We start from the raw sequence: 17969 nt of genomic DNA, 5'->3' as shown, positions 1-17969 counted from the left end.
GAACGGTTACGCCAGTAGATCCACGCCATGCGTGGATGGGCCGCCGTGCGCGCGCTCCGGCTCGAACACACCCGCCACCCAGTCGATGAACACACGCAGCCGTGGCGATGGCGTGCGGTTGCGCGGATAGACCAGGCTGACCGGGCTCGGCGTGGGCGGCATCCCGGGCAGCAGCTCCAGCAGCTGCCCGCGCGCGATGTACGGGTCCATCCGGTAACGCGGCGCCTGGATGATGCCCAACCCGGCCAGCGCGGCACCGAGGAAGGCGTCGGCACCGGACACCCGCACGCGTGCCGGCAACGGCATATGACGCACCTGGCCGCCCTGCTGGAACTCCAGCGGAATCAGCTGGCCGGTGGCGCTGGAACGGTAGCCGACCATCTGGTGTCCCGCTGCCAGCGACGCGATGCTTTCCGGCTGCCCGTGCGCCTGCACGTAGGCAGGCGACGCCACCGTGACCTCGCGCAGCAACGCCAGGCGCCGCGCGGCCAGATCGCTGTCGGCCAGGGTGCCCACGCGGATGGCCGCATCCACTCCCTCGCGCAGCAGGTCGACATAGCGGTCGCCCTCGCTGACCTCCAGTTCGATGTCCGGGTAACGTTGCAGGAAATCCGGCAGGTGCGGGAACAGCAGGTGACGCCCCAGCGTACCGTGCACTTCGATGCGCAGTGGCCCGCGCGGTGGCACGTCACGGAACGCGGCTTCGGCATCGTCCATGTCCGCGATCAGGCGCAGGCAGCGGCCATAGAAGGCTTCCCCTTCCAGCGTCGGCACCACCACGCGCGTGGTCCGGTGCAGCAGGCGCACGCCCAGGCGCTGCTCCAATGCCTTGATCGCGTCGGTCACCGTGGCACGCGGCAGCCCCAGGTCTTCGGCGGCACGGCTGAAGCTGCGGCGCTCGACGATCCGGACGAAGGCACGCAGGGCGGTGAATCGATCCATTGTTCGACAGGCCGGATGACGTTTCCGGATTATCCATGATTATCCGCGACGGCGGAGAGACGAAGATGGCCCTGCGCCATCCCGGCGTGACCTTCTGGAATGTGCCATGACCTCCCCCGCTTCCCGTTCTGTCGCTCTGGTCACCGGCGGCTCCCGTGGCATAGGCGCTGCGATCTCGCGCCGCCTGGCCGCCGACGGCCACACCGTGGTGATCAACTATGCCGGCCGCCGCGAAGAGGCTGAGGCACTGGCTGCCGAACTGACCGCTCATGGCGGCCACGCCATGGCCCTGCAGGCCGATGTGGCGGACCCGCAGGCTGTGCATGCCCTGTTCGACGCGATCGAGGCGCGCTTTGGTGGCATCGACGTGGTGGTCAACAGTGCCGGCGTGCTGCAGTTGGCCGCATTGGCGGATAGCGATGATGCATTGTTCAACCGCGTGATCGGCATCAACCTCAAGGGCGCATTCAATGTGCTGCGCGAGGCCGCGCGGCGCGTGCGCGATGGTGGCCGCATCGTCACGCTGAGCACCAGCGTCGTGGGCATCAAGCTGGAAAACTACAGCGTGTATGCCGCCAGCAAGGCCGCCGTGGAGACGATGGGGGCGATCCTCAGCAAGGAGCTGCGTGGGCGCGGCATCACCGTGAACGCGGTGGCACCCGGGCCGACCGCCACCGATCTGTTCCTGGACGGGAAGTCGCCCGAGCTGATCGAGCGGCTGGCGAAGATGAATCCTTTGGAGCGGCTGGGTACGCCGGAAGACATCGCCGGTGCGGTGGCGTTCCTGGCCGGTGCCGATGGCGGCTGGATCAATGGCCAGGTGCTGCGCGCCAATGGTGGGATGGTGTAGATCGCATGCCAACCAAGGTTGGCATCTACCAGATCACGCCACATCGGTAGTCGCCCACCTTGGTGGGCGCTGCGTCACGGGCTCATCGAATACGGCGCCTGCGCGCCCTGCCCCGGCCAGTTCTTGTTCGGTTCGGCCTGCATGGTGAAATGCAGCTCGCCACCAGCCAGGATCTCATCGTGGCGCAGGAAGGTGCGCTGCAACGGCTTGCCGTTGAGGGTCACGCTGCCGACATAGGTGTGCTTGTCGTCCAGGCCTTCGGCCACGATGGTGAACGTCTTTCCGTTCGGCAACCGCATTGCGGTCTTCGGCAGGAACGGCCGGCCGAGGATGTACTCGCCCGAGCCCGGCGCCACCGGGTAGAAGCCCAGCGCGGTGAACACATACCACGCCGACATCTGGCCCACGTCATCGTTGCCGGCCAGACCATCGGGGCGATCGGCATACTGCGTGTCCATGATCTGCTTCAGGCGTGCCTGCGTGCGCCACGGCTGGCCGGCATACGAGTACAGGTAGGCCACGTGATGGCTGGGTTCGTTGCCATGCGCATACCAGCCGATCAGGCCGGTGATGTCTTCCATGTGTTCGAAGATGGCCGGATCGACCTTGGCGTTGAACACTTCGTCCAGGCGCGCCAGCAGCTTGTCGCTGCCACCATGTGCGGCGGCCAGACCAGCCACGTCCTGCGGCACGTACCACGAGTACTGCCAGGCATTGCCCTCGGTGTAGTCGGTGCCGTAGCCGCTGGCGCTGGGGTCGAACGGGGTGCGGAAGTTGCCATCGCGCTTGCGCGCACGCATGAAGCCGGTGTCCTTGTCGAAGGCATTGCGCCAGTTGCCGGCACGCTTGTCGAAGGTTGCCGCCACATCGGCCTTGCCCATCGCCTGTGCCATGCGCGCGATGGTCCAGTCATCGAAGGCGTACTCCAGCGTCTTGCTGGCCGCTTCGCCTTCTTCGTCGATCGGCACGTAGCCCAGCTCACGATACTGCGCGATGCCATCGTAAGGACCGTAGTTGGCGGTCTCCACCATCGCCTTCAGCGCCTTGTCCGCGTCGAAACCACGGATGCCCTTCACGTAGGCATCGGCGATCACCGGCACCGCGTGGTAGCCGATCATGCACCAGTCTTCCAGGCCATGGAACGACCACACCGGCAACATGCCGTAAGGGCTGTGCTCGTGATGGGCCAGCATGGAATTGACGAAATCGCTGTTGCGCTTTTCCGGCTGCACCAGGGTCAGCAATGGGTGCAGCGCCCGATAGGTATCCCACAGCGAGAACGTCGAATAGTTGGTGTAGCCCTTGGCCTGATGCACCGCATTGTCAGAGCCGCGGTATTGGCCGTCGGCATCCATGAACAGCGTTGGCCCCAGCAGCGTGTGGTACAGCGCGGTGTAGGCGCTGCGACGCGCGTGCTCCGGCGCGTCGATATCCAGCACCGACAACGCCTGCGTCCACTCCTGCTTTGCCTGCACGCGCACGCGGTCGAAATCGAAGTCGGCCACTTCGGCATCCAGGTTGGCGATGGCGCCGGCCTCGCTGACCGGCGAGATCGCCACCTTCACCACCAGCGGCGCCTCCAGCTTGCCGAAGTCGAAGGTGCCCACCAACTGCCGCCCCTCGATCTGCGCGCGCTGCTTCGGGTCTTTCTCGCCCGGGGGCGCAAAGCCCTTGTAGACGATGTCCTGCTCGGTGTTGTGCAGTTCGTGGCTGGCCAGCGGCCGCGAGAAACGCATCGCGAAATACAGCTGGCGGCCGGCTGCCCAACCGCGGGTCTCGCGGAAACCGGTGATGGTTCCATCGCCACGCACGCGCACCCGCGACCACAGGATCTTGCCCGGGTAGTCATACATGCTGGTGCGCATGTCCAGCAACACCTTGGCCTCGGTGCCCTTCGGGAATGCGTAGCGATGCACGCCCACGCGGGCGCTGGTGGTCAGTTCGGCGCGCACCTTGTAGTCGTCCAGGGTGACCGCGTAGTAGCCCGGCTCGGCCTTCTCGTCGTCGTGGCGGAAGCGCGAGGCGTAACCACTCTTGGGCTTCTCGGGGTCGCCGCGCTCCAGGCCCGGGTTGCCGGTGAACGGCATCAGCAGGATGTCGCCCAGGTCTGAATGGCCGGTGCCGGAAAAATGCGTGTGCGAGAAGCCGACGATGCTGCTGTCGTCATAACGATAGCCCGCTGCCCAGCCATAGGCCTTCTCTCGCGGCTGGATGCGCGTGTCGGGGCTGAGCTGGACCATGCCGAACGGCACCGTTGCGCCGGGGTACGTGTGCCCCTCACCGCCGGTACCGATGAACGGATCGACCGAGGCATAGGCCTTGTCGGCGGCAGTCCTGGCCGGGGCGGCCACAGCCAGGCCGGAGGCGAACATCGCCGTAGCGGCGACAGCGATCAGGAGACGACGGTCCAGCGTGGGCATCGGCATTTGGATCGATTCAGGTGATGGTCAGATCCTAGCACCGGCCCTGCCACACCGCATGCTGCGCTGCGGCTGAATGGCTTCATTCACCGGGACTATTGAACGGAACGATTGCAACAAGTTGCATGGATCGAAACGCGATCGATCAACAGACTGTGCTCCATGCCAATCACGACCGAATCTGAGCAAAGACGACGCCGCGAGTCGTGATGTGACCGCTTTCGCACTCTGTCACAGCCATGCCCGAAGGCCTCGAAAAATCACAAAGCCTTCACCGCATCTGCGCGCTTGATTCACGTCGGCGACATGAATGCGGTCCCTTTCCGGAATTTCCATCTACCAGGAGTCCCCATGAAGATCGCTGTTCGATGTTCGCTTGCGCTGGCCGTTGCGGCTGGTCTTGTCATCGCCTCTTCCGCTCAGGCCAGGATTCTCCGGCCCGGTGAAAGCGCCACCATCAATGAGGGCGATAATGCGGAGTCCTGGATAGCGAGTGGTGATGGCGCAACGCTTGCCTTCAATCCCGGCAGTTCAGCCACTTTTGCCAACGTGCAGAATGGGGCCGTCATGCACATGACCGGGGCCACTGTAAATGGCAGCCGCAATAGTTCGGTGACCCAATTCGTCTCCGCGTCAGGAACGGTCGTTGGCTCCAGAATCACCAATGACACCGCCTCCGCCTTCTCGGTCACGAATGGGATCACCTCCAACGACCCAGCGGGGATGGCGACCGTCTCGAATTCGATCATCTCGGGGCGCGGGATTGGTGCCTACATCCAAAGCGGCGTACTTGAGCTCTCCGGCACCCGCGTGGAGTCAACGGGCGAAGGCACCGGAAACCTCGAACCCGCGGGTCTGAAGACCGGCATTCTTGTCACGTCCAATTCAACGATTCGGATTGCCAATGGCTCCGCCGTCGCCGGTGACGAGAACGGAATCTTCATCGGCACTTCCAGCCCCGGCACCCCGGGAAGCTCGATCGCCGACAATACGATCACCATCGACAACTCGAGTGTTCTTGGCCGTACTGGTTCGGGAATCGTATTCAGCGGTGCCGGGCTCGTCGACAAGACCACGGTTACAGTCACAAGCGGAGGCAACGTCTCCGGTGGCAACGGCGTGATCGCCGAAGTCATCGACGGAGGCACTCTGGACTTCAATGTGCAGGCCTCCAATCTGCAAGGCGACCTGCGCGCCGATGCGGCGTCGCAGATGCACGTGGCCCTGTCCAACAACGCCAGCATCACCGGCGCCATGACCAACGTCACCAGCGTGGCGCTGGATGCGGCCACCTGGAACATGACCGGCGATTCCACCGTTGGCCGGCTCGATCTCGGCAGTGGCACGGTGTCGCTGGGCAATGGCACAACCTTCAATACCCTCAACGTCGCCAGCAACTTCAGCGGCAATGACGGCACGATCCTGTTCAACACCGTGCTGGCGGGCGACACCGCCGCCACCGACAAGCTGATCATCGGTGGCGACACCAGCGGCAGCGCCAACGTGCGCGTCAACAATGTCGGCGGTGCCGGCGCGCAGACCGACAAGGGCATCGAGCTGATCCAGGTCGGCGGTGCCTCCAATGGCCAGTTCACCCTGGCCGGCCGTGCCGTGGGCGGCCAGTACGACTACTTCCTGTTCAAGGGCACCGGCACCGATGGCAACTGGTATCTGCGTTCGCAGCTGCCCACCCAGCCAGAACCGTGCGAGGTCGACCCCACCCTGCCCGAATGCAATCCGGTGAATCCCGAACCCGTGCTGCGCCCCGAACCCGGCGCCTACCTGGCCAACCTGCAGGCCGCGCAGACGATGTTCCGCCTCGGCTACCACGATCGCCAGGCCGGCCAGAACGGTGGCCGTGCGTGGGCGCGCGTGGACGGCTCGCGCAACGGCTTCGATGCGGTCAGCCGCCAGCTCGACATCCGCGGCAACAGCCAGGCACTGAGCGTCGGTGCCGATGTGTGGCGTCACGATTCGGGCAGCAGCGTGGGCGTGATGCTGTCCACAGGTAATGCCACCAGCACCTCCACCAATGCACTGACCGGTTACTACGCACGCGGCAAGGTGAAGGGCGAAGCGCTGGGCCTGTACGGCACCTGGCGCGGCGGCAATGGCGCCGACCCGTATGCAGGTTTCTACGTGGATGGCTCGGTGCAGCGCGCCCAGTTCCGCAACCGGGTGGAAGGTATCGGCCTGGCCGACGAGCGCTATGACAGCCGTGCATGGCAGGGTGCGGTGGAAACCGGCTACGCCTTCCGTGTGGGTGGCGCCAGCAACGGCGGCATCTATCTGGAGCCGCAGCTGCAGCTGGGTTACAACCGCTGGGACAGCAACCGCCACACCGAAGCCAACGGCACGGTGGTGACGAGCGAGGATGCCGATGGCCTGTTCGGTCGTGCTGGCCTGCGCCTGTCCGGCGTGACCCGTTGGGGTAACCGGACGACCGAAGTGCAGCCGTACATTGCGGCCCACTGGCTGCACACCCGTGCCGAGTCGCAGATCCGCATGGACGATGAGGTGGTGGATGCGCGAATCCCGCGCAGCCGTGGTGAATTCAGTGCCGGTGCGTCGCTGAAGTTCGGCAACGGTGTGGGTGCATGGGGCGGGCTGTCGCTGCAGAAGGCCAGCGGCTTCCACCAGGCCAGTGCGCAGGTGGGTGTGAGCTACAGCTGGTAAGGCGTTTCTGGCCTTGTCAGGGCAGCCCGGGTTTGCGTGCCGGGCTGCCTTTTTGTTTTTCGGGTTGCGCCGACGAGCGCGCTCGTCGCTGCGGAACGCAGCGCATCGCGCCACATCATGTCGCTATCAGGTCGCCTGCTGGGCTGCGCGCGACATGCAGATGCTCGCCCTTCAGGTGGAGAAATTTCCGTATGAAAAATCTATTGGAACTGCGCTCGCTGGCGTGTGCAGGATGTCCGCGCAGCGCGAACACCGCTGCCGGGCTTGGAACCCCGGAATGAGCTACGAGAGCTGCTTGCCATGACTACGGCGGGCGGTGCGCGGCGGCCGCATGGCCCTCCGGCTTTTCTCGTAGCTCAGCCGAAGTTCCAACCCGCATCGCCCGCCACCCTCCGGTGGCCACGTCCCTCAAGGAGCCATCGCATGTCGCATGAACCGCCCATCCTGACCCCGGAAATGGAATCCCTGTTCTTCCGCATCGAGCACGCCCTGAACACCGCCGAGGGCATGGCAATGATGATCGGTGAGAACGAACCGGTAGACCCACAGGCGCACCTGCGCCCGGGCTACAACCTGCAGAAGATCACGGTTGCGATGATGGCGCTGAGCCAGCATGGTCGGCGGTTGCTGCATGAACTGCGCGAGCAGCATGTGCGGGTGACGCTGCATTGAAGCGTGTAGAGCCGAGCCCATGCTCGACTCTGGTGTGATCGAGCACTACGGTTGGTGACGGAGCATGCCGAGCATGGGCTCGGCTCTACAGGAGCCGCTCAATCCGGCAGCGCGCTCTGCAGTGTGGCGAGATCTGCCGCAGCCACCGGCCGCACCACGCGCGCCACTTCCATGCCGTCACGCAACAGGATGACCGTCGGCCACAGCTTCACCTGGTACGAGCGGCCCAGCGGCTTGCCCTTGCCATCTTCGATCTTCCAGTGCGGCAGATCATGCGCATCTACGAAGGCCTGCAGTGCCGATTGCGCGGCCTGGCAATGGCCGCACCACGGCGCGCCGAATTCCAGCAGCAGCCAACCGGCCTGCGCATCCACCTCCGCGCGGGCCGGCTCGGCGGCTACATGATCACGCATGAAGGGCATGCCGGCTACGCCTGCAGCGTGCGCTGGATGTCTTCCAGCGGCGCGTTGGTCAGATCCTTGGCGATATCGACCAGCAACCGCGCCTGCGTCTCTTTATGCAGCAACGGACGGATGCGGCCAAGCGTGGTGGGATCGGCGATCAGCACCAGATGCGCGTAGCGGTTGTTGAGTGCATCTTCGTTGAGCTGCTCGGCCACCTGCTTGGCGAAGGTCGCTTCGTTGAGCTGCGAGATCGACATGTCCTTGGGCACCGCGCCGGACGGCCCCTGTCCGGACACACCCTGCTCGCTGATGTCCTGCAGGCGCAGCTCGCCTTCCTGCTTCAAGGTGAGCTTCTGCTCGCTGCCGACGTTGGTGAACACGCAGGCCGAGCCACCATCGGCGACGATAACCAGGGTGCCTTCGGGAATGCGACGGGTCATGCGTTACTCCTTGCGTTGGTTCGCAACCACCGTAGAAGGCATGGCGTGAGCGAGGTGAGCACAACATGTTCATTCGATGTGCGTGGGTCATCTGCATGAACAGGCAACATGGAACGCTGCGTTCGTAACAGCGCGATTCTCGGCACACTCACACTGTAACCGTTATCATGAACGCATGATCGACACGACCCACTGCGCGTCAGCACCTGTTGCTGGCATGCGGGAAGCACTGCCGACCGGCGCTTCGCTTTCCATCATTGCTTCCCCCTCGCCTTTCCATCGCCTCGCGCTGGATCCCGGCGGATGACGCCTGCGGGCCCTGCCCCGCCTGTTCTCTGCGCCTGCCACCACCCCACGTGCACTGACGCGGTCTGACACGTAATCGGACCCATCCGATTGTCCCGCGTTCTGGCAGCGGGCAATGCTTGTCGCGTGCGCGGCGTTTGATCGCACACACCATTCGCCCCGTTCCGGGCCTTCCATTCGATGCCCCTGCGCCTGCTGCGCCAGCATCGCCGTTTCCGACTTTCGGGACATCCGTACCGCCCATTCCACTCCATTTCCATTCTTCCAAGGGAGTCCCCATGCAGGACAACTCCGATGCCCACGCCCATTTCGGCTGGTTCAAACGCCGCCGCCATCTGAAGGTCGACGAGATCACCGTTGTCGACAAACCCATGCTCAAGCGCGCCGTGGGCGCCGCTGCACTGGGCAATGCGATGGAATGGTTCGACTTCGGTGTCTATGGCTATCTCGCCGTCACCATCGGCCAGGTGTTCTTCCCCTCCAGCAACCCCACCGCGCAGGTGATCGCTGCGTTCGCCACGTTCACCGTGGCCTTCCTGGTACGCCCGCTGGGCGGCATGGTCTTCGGGCCCCTGGGCGACCGCTACGGGCGCCAGAAGGTACTGGCCTTCACCATGATCATGATGGCCCTGGGCACCTTCGCCATCGGCCTGATTCCCTCTTACGAACGCATCGGCATCTGGGCGCCGGTGCTGCTGCTGCTCGCGCGCGTGGTGCAGGGCTTTTCCACCGGTGGCGAGTATGGCGGCGCGGCAACCTTCATTGCCGAGTACTCCACCGACCGCAACCGCGGCCTGATGGGCAGCTGGCTGGAGTTCGGCACGCTGGGCGGCTACATCGCTGGCGCCGGTACGGTCACCGCACTGCACATGCTGCTGAGCAGCGCGCAGATGCTGGACTGGGGCTGGCGCATTCCGTTCCTGGTGGCCGGCCCACTCGGCCTGCTGGGCCTGTACATGCGCATGCGGCTGGAGGAAACGCCGGCGTTCCGCGCCTATGCAGAGGAAGCAGAGAAGCGTGACCACGAACGTCCGGGCCTGGGTGAACTGCTGCGTGTGCACGGTCGCCAGCTGATCGTGTGCATGGGCCTGGTGCTGGTGTTCAACGTTACCGACTACATGCTGCTGACCTACATGCCCAGCTACCTGAGCGTGACCATGGGGTATGCGGAGAGCAAGGGCCTGCTGCTGATCATCATCGTGATGCTGGTGATGATGCCGTTGAACATCGTCGGTGGCCTTTTCAGCGACAAGCTGGGCCGGCGCCCGATGATCATCGGCGCCTGCATCGCGCTGCTGGTGCTGGCGGTGCCGAGCCTGCTGCTGGTGGGCAGCGGCAACGACTGGCTGATCTTCCTTGGCCTGATGCTGCTGGGCCTGGCGCTGGTGTGCTTCACCAGTTCGATGCCCTCCACGCTGCCGGCACTGTTCTATACGCCGGTGCGCTACAGCGCGCTGTCCATTGCGTTCAACGTATCGGTGTCCCTGTTCGGTGGCACCACGCCGCTGGTGACCGCCTGGCTGGTGGAGCGCACCGGCGATCCGCTGGTGCCGGCCTACTACCTGATGGGCGCGGCGGTGATCGGCCTGATCACGATGATCTTCGTGAAGGAAACCGCCGGCCTGCCGCTGCGCGGTTCGCCGCCAGCCGTGGGCTGCAACAAGGAGGCGGCGGCGCTGTTGAAGAGCGATGCCCCGGTAACAGTGGATCGCACCCTGCCGCCCTTGCCGGACGTAGCCGAACCGGAACAGGTGACCCCGGCCTGAGTGCGGGAGGCAGCGCCGGGCAGTGCCTGGCGCTGCCGGCTGCGCAGCGCTAGTCGGCGCGGGTCAGCTTGCCCGGGGTCCAGCGGTACACCCAGGCATGCTGGCCTTCCGGTGGGCAGGTCACCTTGCCACGCACGCACAGCTTTGAATTGCGGGTGCTGTTGAAGGTGACGCGGATACGGTCGCCCTCCATGGTGATCGCTTCCATGTCGCCGGGAATGTGCACGGCAGCGTCATCGGCGTAGCCGGACGCGCGGATCAACGCGTAGGTTTCGTCGTCATAGGCGGATTTGCCCGGTGACGCGGCCTGGACCCGTGCATCGCCTTCGGCCAGCGGGGTCATCACCACCAGTTCGTTGAGCTGCATCGCGTTGCCGGTCTGGGTCGCGGTGTAGAGATAAACGATTTCCGGGCGGCCATCGCCATCGAGGTCGGCATTGCCGGCCCACAGCGGACGGTAGTCGTACTGGCTGTCGGTGCCGGGGTGCAGACGCAGGGACGCCTCGGCAGCACGACGCGCCTTGTCGTAGCTCATCGGCTCGCTCTTCGCTTCATCCTTGGCGTCGGCCGGCGTTGCATCCTGGGCAAGCAGCGGTGCCGCCACCGTCAATGCCATGGCCGCCACCAGCGCGCGCAGGCCGATGGCCTGCCAGTGCTTCCGCTCGTACATCCCTGTTCCTCGATCACTGAATCTGCGGAGTCGGATCATCGCACAGGCGGACCGGCAAGCGGCGTGCTGTCGGCATGCAGTTCCATCGCGCGCATGACGATGGGCTTGGCCCAGTCCGGGGTGTGCAGCAGCTCCACCACCGACACCGGATACTGCAGGCCTTGGCGATCCAGCGCCAACACCGGCAAGGGGGCAACACGTCCGTAGCGATCGGCTGGTGCGCTGTTGTCATACACGTGCAGTTCGGCCAGGTGCGGCATCAATGCCAACAGGTTCTCGCGTGCGGAATCGAAGCGAGCGCGGATCTTGTCCTGCGGAATGTCGTGGCCGCCGCCAGCAACGCGGGCGGCCACGCGGGCTACATGCAGTTCGACGGTGGCCAACCCGCAGAACCAGATCGCCACGTCGTGCTGGCTGCAGGCCTCACGCAACAGACGCGGAATGGTGGTGCCCCCCAAGGTGGTTTCAAAGGCAAAATCGCTGCCGTCGGCGATCGCCTGGCGCAGCCGTCGTGCGCCTTCCTGCCACGCTTCAGCGTTGGCTTCGGCCAACGGCCAGCCCGCCTCCACCAGCCGTCGGGTGAAGCTGTCCGGGTTGTACCAGCCCAGGCCGTCGGCCTCCAGCCAAGTACCGAGCAGCGAACTCTTGCCGGCGCCGTTGACGCCGGCCAACGCCAGGATCCGCCCCATGAGTCAGAGCGGACGGCCGAGCGCGACCTTGTGGCCGCGGCGGATCGGCTTGCCCATCACCTTGCCCAGCCCCTCACCCTGCTGCAGCCCGGCCAGCGCCTGGTCGAACTCGGTACGCAGGCGCGAAAGCACGTCGCTGCGCTCTTCGGTATCGCTGCCGCTGGCCCTGGCCAGCAGCTCCTGGTAGGTCTTGATGTCCACGATCACCGCTTCGGGGTGGTTGTGGTTGGTGATGACCAGCGCCTGCTTCTCGCGCACGGTACGCATCAGGCTGGGCCAGCCACGGGTCTTGACCGAGGATGCCGGGGCCTTGTCGAGGCCGGGCAGGTCGAGCGGGAGGGTCATGGCACGGCTCCAGCGGAAGGATATGAGGCCACTATACCCAATTTGGCCAAATTGGGGATAAATGGACCCTCCCACCCTCCGGACCCGGCCGACGGCTCAGAACGCCCGTTCCCATTTCAGGCTCAGCAGGCTGCGGTCATGGCTGTACAGCCAGTCCACGTTGCTGTCGATGCGCGCGTAACGCAGGCTCAGGCTGGGCACCAGCCCGGCCACGGCCAGGCGCTCGCTGCGCACGATGGCGATCAGGTTCTGCTCGCAGTCCTGCCGACGCGCTTCCAGCAACGGGCTCCAGGCATCGTAGTCACGCTCACGCAGCGACACGAACACGGTAGCCGTGGTGCCGCTCCACTGGCGAGCTGCGCCCAAGCGCAGGCCGCGTTGCCGGTAGCCATTGGCGGGATCAGCGGCGCTGCTGTCACTCAGGTCGACCCCGGCAAATACCGTCCAGCGTGGGTTGAGCGCACGGAACCAGGTGGCATAGATCGCCGCCAGTTCACCGTCGTAGTTGCTGGCCAACCCCGGCTGTCGATAGCGCTGGCGTTTCCAGTCGGCTTCCAGCTTCAGCAGGCTGCGCGCATCGGCGGCGAACTGCCATTCGCCATGCACGCCGGCACCGCCCTGCAGCGCATGGTTGCCCAACCCCTGGTAATCGTAGCTGGGCGCCAGCAGCACGGTATGCCGTGCGCTGCGCCAGCTGTAACCGGCCTGCACGCTGGCATTGAGCTCGTTGTAGTCGCTGTGCCCGCGCCACGCCTGGCCGAACGCCAGCCCGCGCAGGTACAGCCCATGGTGGCCGGCCAACGGCAGGCGCCGTTCCAGGCTGGCGTCGTAGTCCAGGCCGAATGCTGCCTGTGCATCGGGCAACCGGCGTTCGATGAAACAGGTGGTGCCGTCACCGAACAGGCAGGTACGGCTGGCCGAACTGCGGTTGATGTTGTCGCTCCAGGCCGGGCCAGCGGCGATCCCACCCTTCCAGCGTTGGCGCGCCTGCAGGGCCTGCAGGTAGCCGTCCACCCGCGTACGCACGCCCGCTGTTGCCGGATCGTCGCCATCGATACCGGCTGCGATCGCCTCGAACAGGACGATGGCATCGCGGTCGCGCTGGTCTTCGGCGTAGACACGTGCCAGTTCCAGCCGCGCCGGCAGGAAGTCCGGCTGCGCGGCGAGCACGGCCTCGTATTCGGCGGCGGCATTGCCGTGCTGTCCAGCCACCCGCGCCAGCGCGCCCTGCGCGTAGTGGCGCAGCAGCGGATCATGGCCGGGCAGTTCGATGTACTCGGCCAGGAAGGCGGCCACGGCCTGCCATTGCTGATGCTGCAGCGAGAGATAGAGCGCCTGGCCGAGGTCGTCGACAGTGCGCTCCACGCGGTACTGCTGGCCGTCGAGGGTGATGGTCGGCCGCTCGCGCTCGGCCTGGCGCAGGCGTTGCTGGTCCTGCTGCTGATGACGCAGCTCGCTGCCCTGTTCGAGCACGCGGCGCAGGTCATCCTGCTGGGCGCGGGCATCATTGAGCGGCCATGCCAGCAGCAGGACGACAAGAAAGAGAAGGTGGCGCATGTTCGATCCGGTTGAAGCACTATCGCGGGCCGAAGCAGGGACTGGCGGATCGCGGCTTGTCCCTGCCCTGCCCCGTCAGGGGCGTGGCGATCAGTTCTTGCTGCCGCCGAAGGCGGTGTCGTACTGGCTGTTGCCGGCGAAGGTGGCGATGCCGGCCAGGGTAGCGGCGTTGGCGCCGAAGAACTGGCCCTGACTGGTGCCGGCAACCGTACCGTTGGCCGTAGCCGAACCGGCGAACGACGCGTTGGCGCTGTTGATCGATGCAGCCACGGCCACGGTCAGGCCCGAGCCGGCCAGCGCGCCGTTGAGGCGGCCGGTGCCGAAGTCAGCGCGGAAGGTGCCGCTGAGCAGGTTGCTGCCGTTGAACTTGTTGAGGCCTGCGACGGCGTAGGTGGCCACGCCTGCCGGCAGCGTGGTGCCCGCGCGGTCACCGGCGAAGTAGACCTGGCGGTTGTTGAAGCCGCCAGCCGCGCCATCCTTGGACCATTCGCCGAACCAGACATCGCCGCTACCGACCTTGACGAAGTTGAAGTGGCCCATGCCGGCGTGGCTGCCTGGGGTACCGGTGATCGGCATGGCGAGGGTGCGCACGGTGGTGCCGTTGATGACGGTGGGTGCCGAGTAGGCGCTCAAGCCCTGGAAGTCCACACGCGTGCCACCGGAGACGGTGCCGACGCCAATACCGGCCTTGCCTGCCGAGTGCGGGCCACCATTGACCTGCGATTCGCCGACGTTGACGTTCAACTGCGGATCGGTGACGGCGCTGGCCGCACCGACGATATCGGCAGCGTGGGCGGCACCGGCCAGGGCCAGGCTGGCGGCGACGGTAAGCAGGGAACGGGAGATCATTTTCATGGAAAAACTCCTTGGATTGAGGGAACTACAGGTACAACGCTTGCAACGGTGGAACTCAGAAGCGCGCAGTGGGCGCAAGCTTGACGGTGCGACCCGGCGCCGGCAGCGTGGAGCGCGTGGCCGGGTCGACGTAATAGCGGTTGCCGAGATTGCTGCCGACCAGTTCAACGCTGGCGTGGTCGCTGAAGCGCCAGCGCGCATAGGCATCCACGGTGGTGATGTTTCCCCAGGTGAACGGCACGTTCTGCCAGAGCAGGCTGCTGCCACCTGCCAGCAGACGATCGCGGTAGACCTGCAGGTCGGGGTTGTTGTGACGCCGGTAGTGCACGATGCGGCTGCCCAGTTCCAGCCGCTCATCGAACAGGCGCGTGCCCAGTGACAGATTCACCGACAGCTTGGGAATCGCCTGGGTCAGCAGGTAGCCGCCCACGAAACCGTCCTGTACGCAGTTCGGCACCAGCCCGCGGTTGGCGTCGAGCAGCACCGCGCTGCTCTCGTCGCACACCTCGTTTTCCAGCGTGCGCGCGATACCCAGGTCACTGAAAAAGCGTCGATTGTCGAAGCGCGCCTGCAGTTCGATGCCACGGATGGTCTGCTTGTCGATGTTGTCGAACAGGAAGTAGGCGTCGCGCTCGATCACATCGCGCGTCTTGTGCACGTAGTAGGCCAACTTGACGTCGGCATCGGCGGTGCCGCCGAACAGCGCGGACAGATTGTGTACATAGCCCAGCTCGTAGTTGTAGGCGTGCTCGGGCTTGAGCGCGTACAGCGGATTGAGGCTGCTGGAGAAGGCAATGGTGCTCTCGAACATGCTAGGGAAGCGCACCGCCTCGCTGTAGCGCAGGTAGATGCGCGCGGACGGCGACAGGTTCACCGTTGCCGAGAAGGTGGGCAGCCAGGCATGGTCGCGACGGCGGGTATTGCGTCCATCCACCGGCCGCGACTGCACTGTGTTGCGGATGCTGCAGACCAGGTCGCTGCCGGGGAACAGTGGCAGCGCGCCGGGGATGGCAGCCACTTCGCCATTGAGGCACGGATTGGTGGCACGGGAGTAGTTGCCGTCGGCATCGGGCAGCCAAGCGATGGTGTGCTCCACCGGCTGTGGCGTCTGGTAACTCTGCAGCAGGCCACGGATCGCATCGTCGACGAACCAGCCCATGCCGATGCTCTCCCAGAAGGCGCGCTCGGCTTCGAGCGAATCCACCTGCGCCTGCACGCTGGCTGGGCGCTCCGGCAGCTCGTTGACCCGGTAGCTCGCCTGTTTGCCGCCCACCCCGCGGGTCAGCAGTTCAGGATGCTCGCCGAGGAAGTCATCAAAGGCCCGGTAGCGGCTGTAGCGCACGCCGGCATTGAGGGTGAGGAAATCGACCGGCCGCCACTCCAGCGTGAGGTAGCCCTCGCCTTCCTGGCGACGGCCCGCGCGCGGGTACATGCGCCAGCCATCACTGACGCCGAAGTACGGGTCTCCCGACCCCAGTTTTTCATACTGCCAGTTGCCGCCCACGGTCAGGTCAAGCGTGGAATGCAGGCCGAAGCGGTTGCTCAGGGTCAGCCCGGTACGGTCGTTGCGCGCATTGGCCAGAGCGGTGTTGCGCAGGATCGGGCTGCGGCTGGGATCCCAATCGGGGTTGCCCGAGGCGAAGTTGGGGAAACCACCGGCGGTGTAGGTATCGCTGTTGGTTTCGGTCCGCCACAGGTTGGCGCGCAGGTCGAGCCAACGGCTGCCGGCCGGCTGCCAGCGGTACTCCAGGTTCCAGGCATCGGAATCGACCCGGCTGAGCGGCCACTGGATGCGCCCGTAATCCGGCGCGGACAGGATGCGCGAAGGCATGATCTCGCCGTAGTGCGAAAGCGTGTGCCGCCAGGTGGCCTTGAGCTGCTGGTCATCGCTGATCTGCCAGGTGGCCTTCAGCAGCCACGACTCCTGTTCGCTGGACGTGTTGGGGACTTCATCACCCGGCTTGAAGTAGCGCGCCAGCGTGGTGATGTAATCGATGCCCTGGTATTCGTACTGCTCGCGCGGGTCCTGATCGTAGTAGGCACTGCCCTTGCTACCCGAGAAATAGTTGCCGCGCTTGCGCCACGCGTAGGCCGCCATCACGTCCACCCGCTCACCGCGCCAGCCCAGCGCCAGCCGCCAGGCCTGGTCATCGCCATCGAACGGGTTGTCACCGCTGCGCGATTTCACCGGCACCACCAGGGTGCGGTCAGCATAGGGCGAGTTCGGCGACTGCTGCGGGAAGCCATCCACCGTGCGGTAGTCCTCGCCGGTGTGCAGCCGTGGCAGGCGCGGTGACACCGCATTGCTGCTGCCTTCGATCTTCAGCTCCCCGCCGAAGCGCTCGCCGGCCGGCACGATGTCGTCGACGTCGAGGGTCTTGATGACCATCGCTCCGCCGATACCGCTGTGTACATCGCGCACCAACGCTGGCCCCTTGATGACCTGGATGCCACCAATCAGGTTGGGATCGATGTAGTTGCGGTTGCTGACGCCGTTGTAGCCCCGCCATACGGTCAGCGCCTGCTCGCCACCGTCGATGCTGACCGGCACCCGTCCCGGCCCCTGGATGCCGCGGATGTTGAGGTCCAGCGCGCCGCTGTTGCGGGCGTCGCCGCTGAACACGCCGACCAGGTCCTTGACCACATCGGCCGGGTTGGCGCCGCGATAGCGCTCCACGCGGTCGCGCCCGGAATAGGCCGTGCTCAGGTCGAGCGCGAACACGTCGTCGTATCCCCAACGATCACGTGTTTCGCCGCCGTCGGCCTGCAGGCGCCCGCCCACTTTCAGCGTGTCGGTGACCACCACCCCGCCGTCAGCGGCGGCGGCCTGCAGGGTCCAGGTGCCGCCCAGCTCCTGCTGCGCGCGCAGGCCACTGCCCTGCAGCAACTGGTCCAGTGCTTCGGTGGGGCTGTACCGGCCCTGCACTGCACGCGAGCGCCGCCCTTCCACCAGATCGCTGCGGAACACCACCTGCACCTGCGACTGGCGGCCGAAGCTGCGCACTGCGTCGGCCAAGGCCTGTTCGGGAATGGCATACGTGCGCACGGAGGCAGTAGCGGCCTGGGCGCGGGCGGTCGGCGCCCAAGCGAAGGGAACCAGTGCCGTGGCGATGGCCAGGGCGAGGACGGTGGCGTGGCGATGACGGGCGGATGCCGGGAACGGCATGAACGGTGACTCCTCAAGGTGGCGGTACCGTGCGCACATCGGGTGCACGCGGCTCGGTTGGCTTGAGAAGAAACGCGGTTTCGCTCTGGCTATACCACTAGAGACAAGGGGGGGCCGGATCTGCCCACGGTTTTTTTGTTGACCGGCAGATCATCCACGCATGGCGTGGATCTACCCGGGCTCTTGGTAGATCCACGCCATGCGTGGATGA

15 protein-coding genes are annotated in these 17969 nt (G+C 65.6%); 4 read left to right on the top strand and 11 right to left on the bottom strand.

Annotated elements, in window-relative coordinates:
• Positions 1-6 precede the first annotated feature (6 nt).
• Positions 7-942: a LysR family transcriptional regulator gene (locus H3005_RS08965; protein WP_191077979.1), complete on the bottom strand. Its 936-nt coding sequence runs from the start codon at positions 940-942 to the stop codon at positions 7-9.
• Positions 943-1048: 106 nt separating this feature from the next.
• Between H3005_RS08965 and H3005_RS08960 the strand changes: the two genes are divergently transcribed.
• Positions 1049-1792: an SDR family oxidoreductase gene (locus H3005_RS08960; protein WP_191077978.1), complete on the top strand. Its 744-nt coding sequence runs from the start codon at positions 1049-1051 to the stop codon at positions 1790-1792.
• A gap of 74 nt (positions 1793-1866) precedes the next feature.
• Here the strand turns inward: H3005_RS08960 and H3005_RS08955 are convergent, their stop codons facing one another.
• On the bottom strand, positions 1867-4218 hold the full coding sequence (locus tag H3005_RS08955) for a GH92 family glycosyl hydrolase (RefSeq protein ID WP_191077977.1): 2352 nt from the start codon (positions 4216-4218) through the stop codon (positions 1867-1869).
• A 413-nt stretch (positions 4219-4631) separates the two neighbouring features.
• Complete coding sequence (locus tag H3005_RS20920) at positions 4632-4961, bottom strand: hypothetical protein (protein WP_223880150.1); 330 nt, start codon at positions 4959-4961, stop codon at positions 4632-4634.
• Positions 4962-5331: 370 nt separating this feature from the next.
• Here H3005_RS20920 and H3005_RS20915 point away from each other — a divergent pair, with 370 nt between their 5' ends.
• Positions 5332-6888 (top strand): autotransporter outer membrane beta-barrel domain-containing protein, encoded by a 1557-nt coding sequence (locus H3005_RS20915; protein ID WP_331273755.1) that lies wholly within the window; start codon positions 5332-5334, stop codon positions 6886-6888.
• 423 nt (positions 6889-7311) lie between these two features.
• Entirely contained in the window at positions 7312-7560 is a 249-nt protein-coding gene (locus tag H3005_RS08945) for a hypothetical protein (RefSeq protein WP_191077975.1), read from the top strand.
• 98 nt (positions 7561-7658) lie between these two features.
• Here H3005_RS08945 and H3005_RS08940 read toward each other — a convergent pair whose 3' ends face one another.
• Together H3005_RS08940 and H3005_RS08935 are read right to left on the bottom strand one after the other, a co-directional pair.
• Complete coding sequence (locus tag H3005_RS08940; protein WP_191077974.1) at positions 7659-7982, bottom strand: thioredoxin family protein; 324 nt, start codon at positions 7980-7982, stop codon at positions 7659-7661.
• 5 nt (positions 7983-7987) lie between these two features.
• Positions 7988-8404: a host attachment family protein gene (locus H3005_RS08935; RefSeq protein WP_191077973.1), complete on the bottom strand. Its 417-nt coding sequence runs from the start codon at positions 8402-8404 to the stop codon at positions 7988-7990.
• A gap of 584 nt (positions 8405-8988) precedes the next feature.
• Between H3005_RS08935 and proP the strand changes: the two genes are divergently transcribed.
• Entirely contained in the window at positions 8989-10476 is a 1488-nt protein-coding gene (proP, locus tag H3005_RS08930; RefSeq protein WP_191077972.1) for a glycine betaine/L-proline transporter ProP, read from the top strand.
• Between the two features lie 49 nt (positions 10477-10525).
• On the opposite strand, the gene H3005_RS08925 is transcribed toward proP, so the two are convergent.
• The 6 genes from H3005_RS08925 to H3005_RS08900 all read right to left on the bottom strand — a co-directional run bounded on the left by H3005_RS08925 (position 10526) and on the right by H3005_RS08900 (position 17758).
• Complete coding sequence (locus tag H3005_RS08925; RefSeq protein WP_191077971.1) at positions 10526-11146, bottom strand: hypothetical protein; 621 nt, start codon at positions 11144-11146, stop codon at positions 10526-10528.
• 35 nt (positions 11147-11181) lie between these two features.
• The gene (locus tag H3005_RS08920) at positions 11182-11835 is read right to left on the bottom strand and encodes a hypothetical protein (RefSeq protein WP_191077970.1); all 654 of its coding nucleotides are present in this window, start codon (positions 11833-11835) and stop codon (positions 11182-11184) included.
• A 3-nt stretch (positions 11836-11838) separates the two neighbouring features.
• Complete coding sequence (locus tag H3005_RS08915; RefSeq protein WP_089235803.1) at positions 11839-12180, bottom strand: type II toxin-antitoxin system prevent-host-death family antitoxin; 342 nt, start codon at positions 12178-12180, stop codon at positions 11839-11841.
• A 96-nt stretch (positions 12181-12276) separates the two neighbouring features.
• Positions 12277-13737, bottom strand: a complete 1461-nt coding sequence (locus tag H3005_RS08910) for a porin family protein (protein ID WP_191077969.1) — start codon at positions 13735-13737, stop codon at positions 12277-12279.
• Between the two features lie 90 nt (positions 13738-13827).
• A complete protein-coding gene (locus H3005_RS08905; protein WP_180167228.1) occupies positions 13828-14592 on the bottom strand; it encodes a Slam-dependent surface lipoprotein in 765 nt (254 codons plus the stop codon).
• Positions 14593-14647: 55 nt separating this feature from the next.
• On the bottom strand, positions 14648-17758 hold the full coding sequence (locus H3005_RS08900) for a TonB-dependent receptor (protein ID WP_191077968.1): 3111 nt from the start codon (positions 17756-17758) through the stop codon (positions 14648-14650).
• Between the last annotated feature and the right edge of the window lie 211 nt (positions 17759-17969).

The organism is Stenotrophomonas sp. Br8, assembly GCF_014763005.1.
Classification (GTDB): domain Bacteria; phylum Pseudomonadota; class Gammaproteobacteria; order Xanthomonadales; family Xanthomonadaceae; genus Stenotrophomonas; species Stenotrophomonas lactitubi.
Note: the sequence above shows the minus strand (reverse complement) of the source record. Positions and strands in the feature narration are given on the sequence as shown.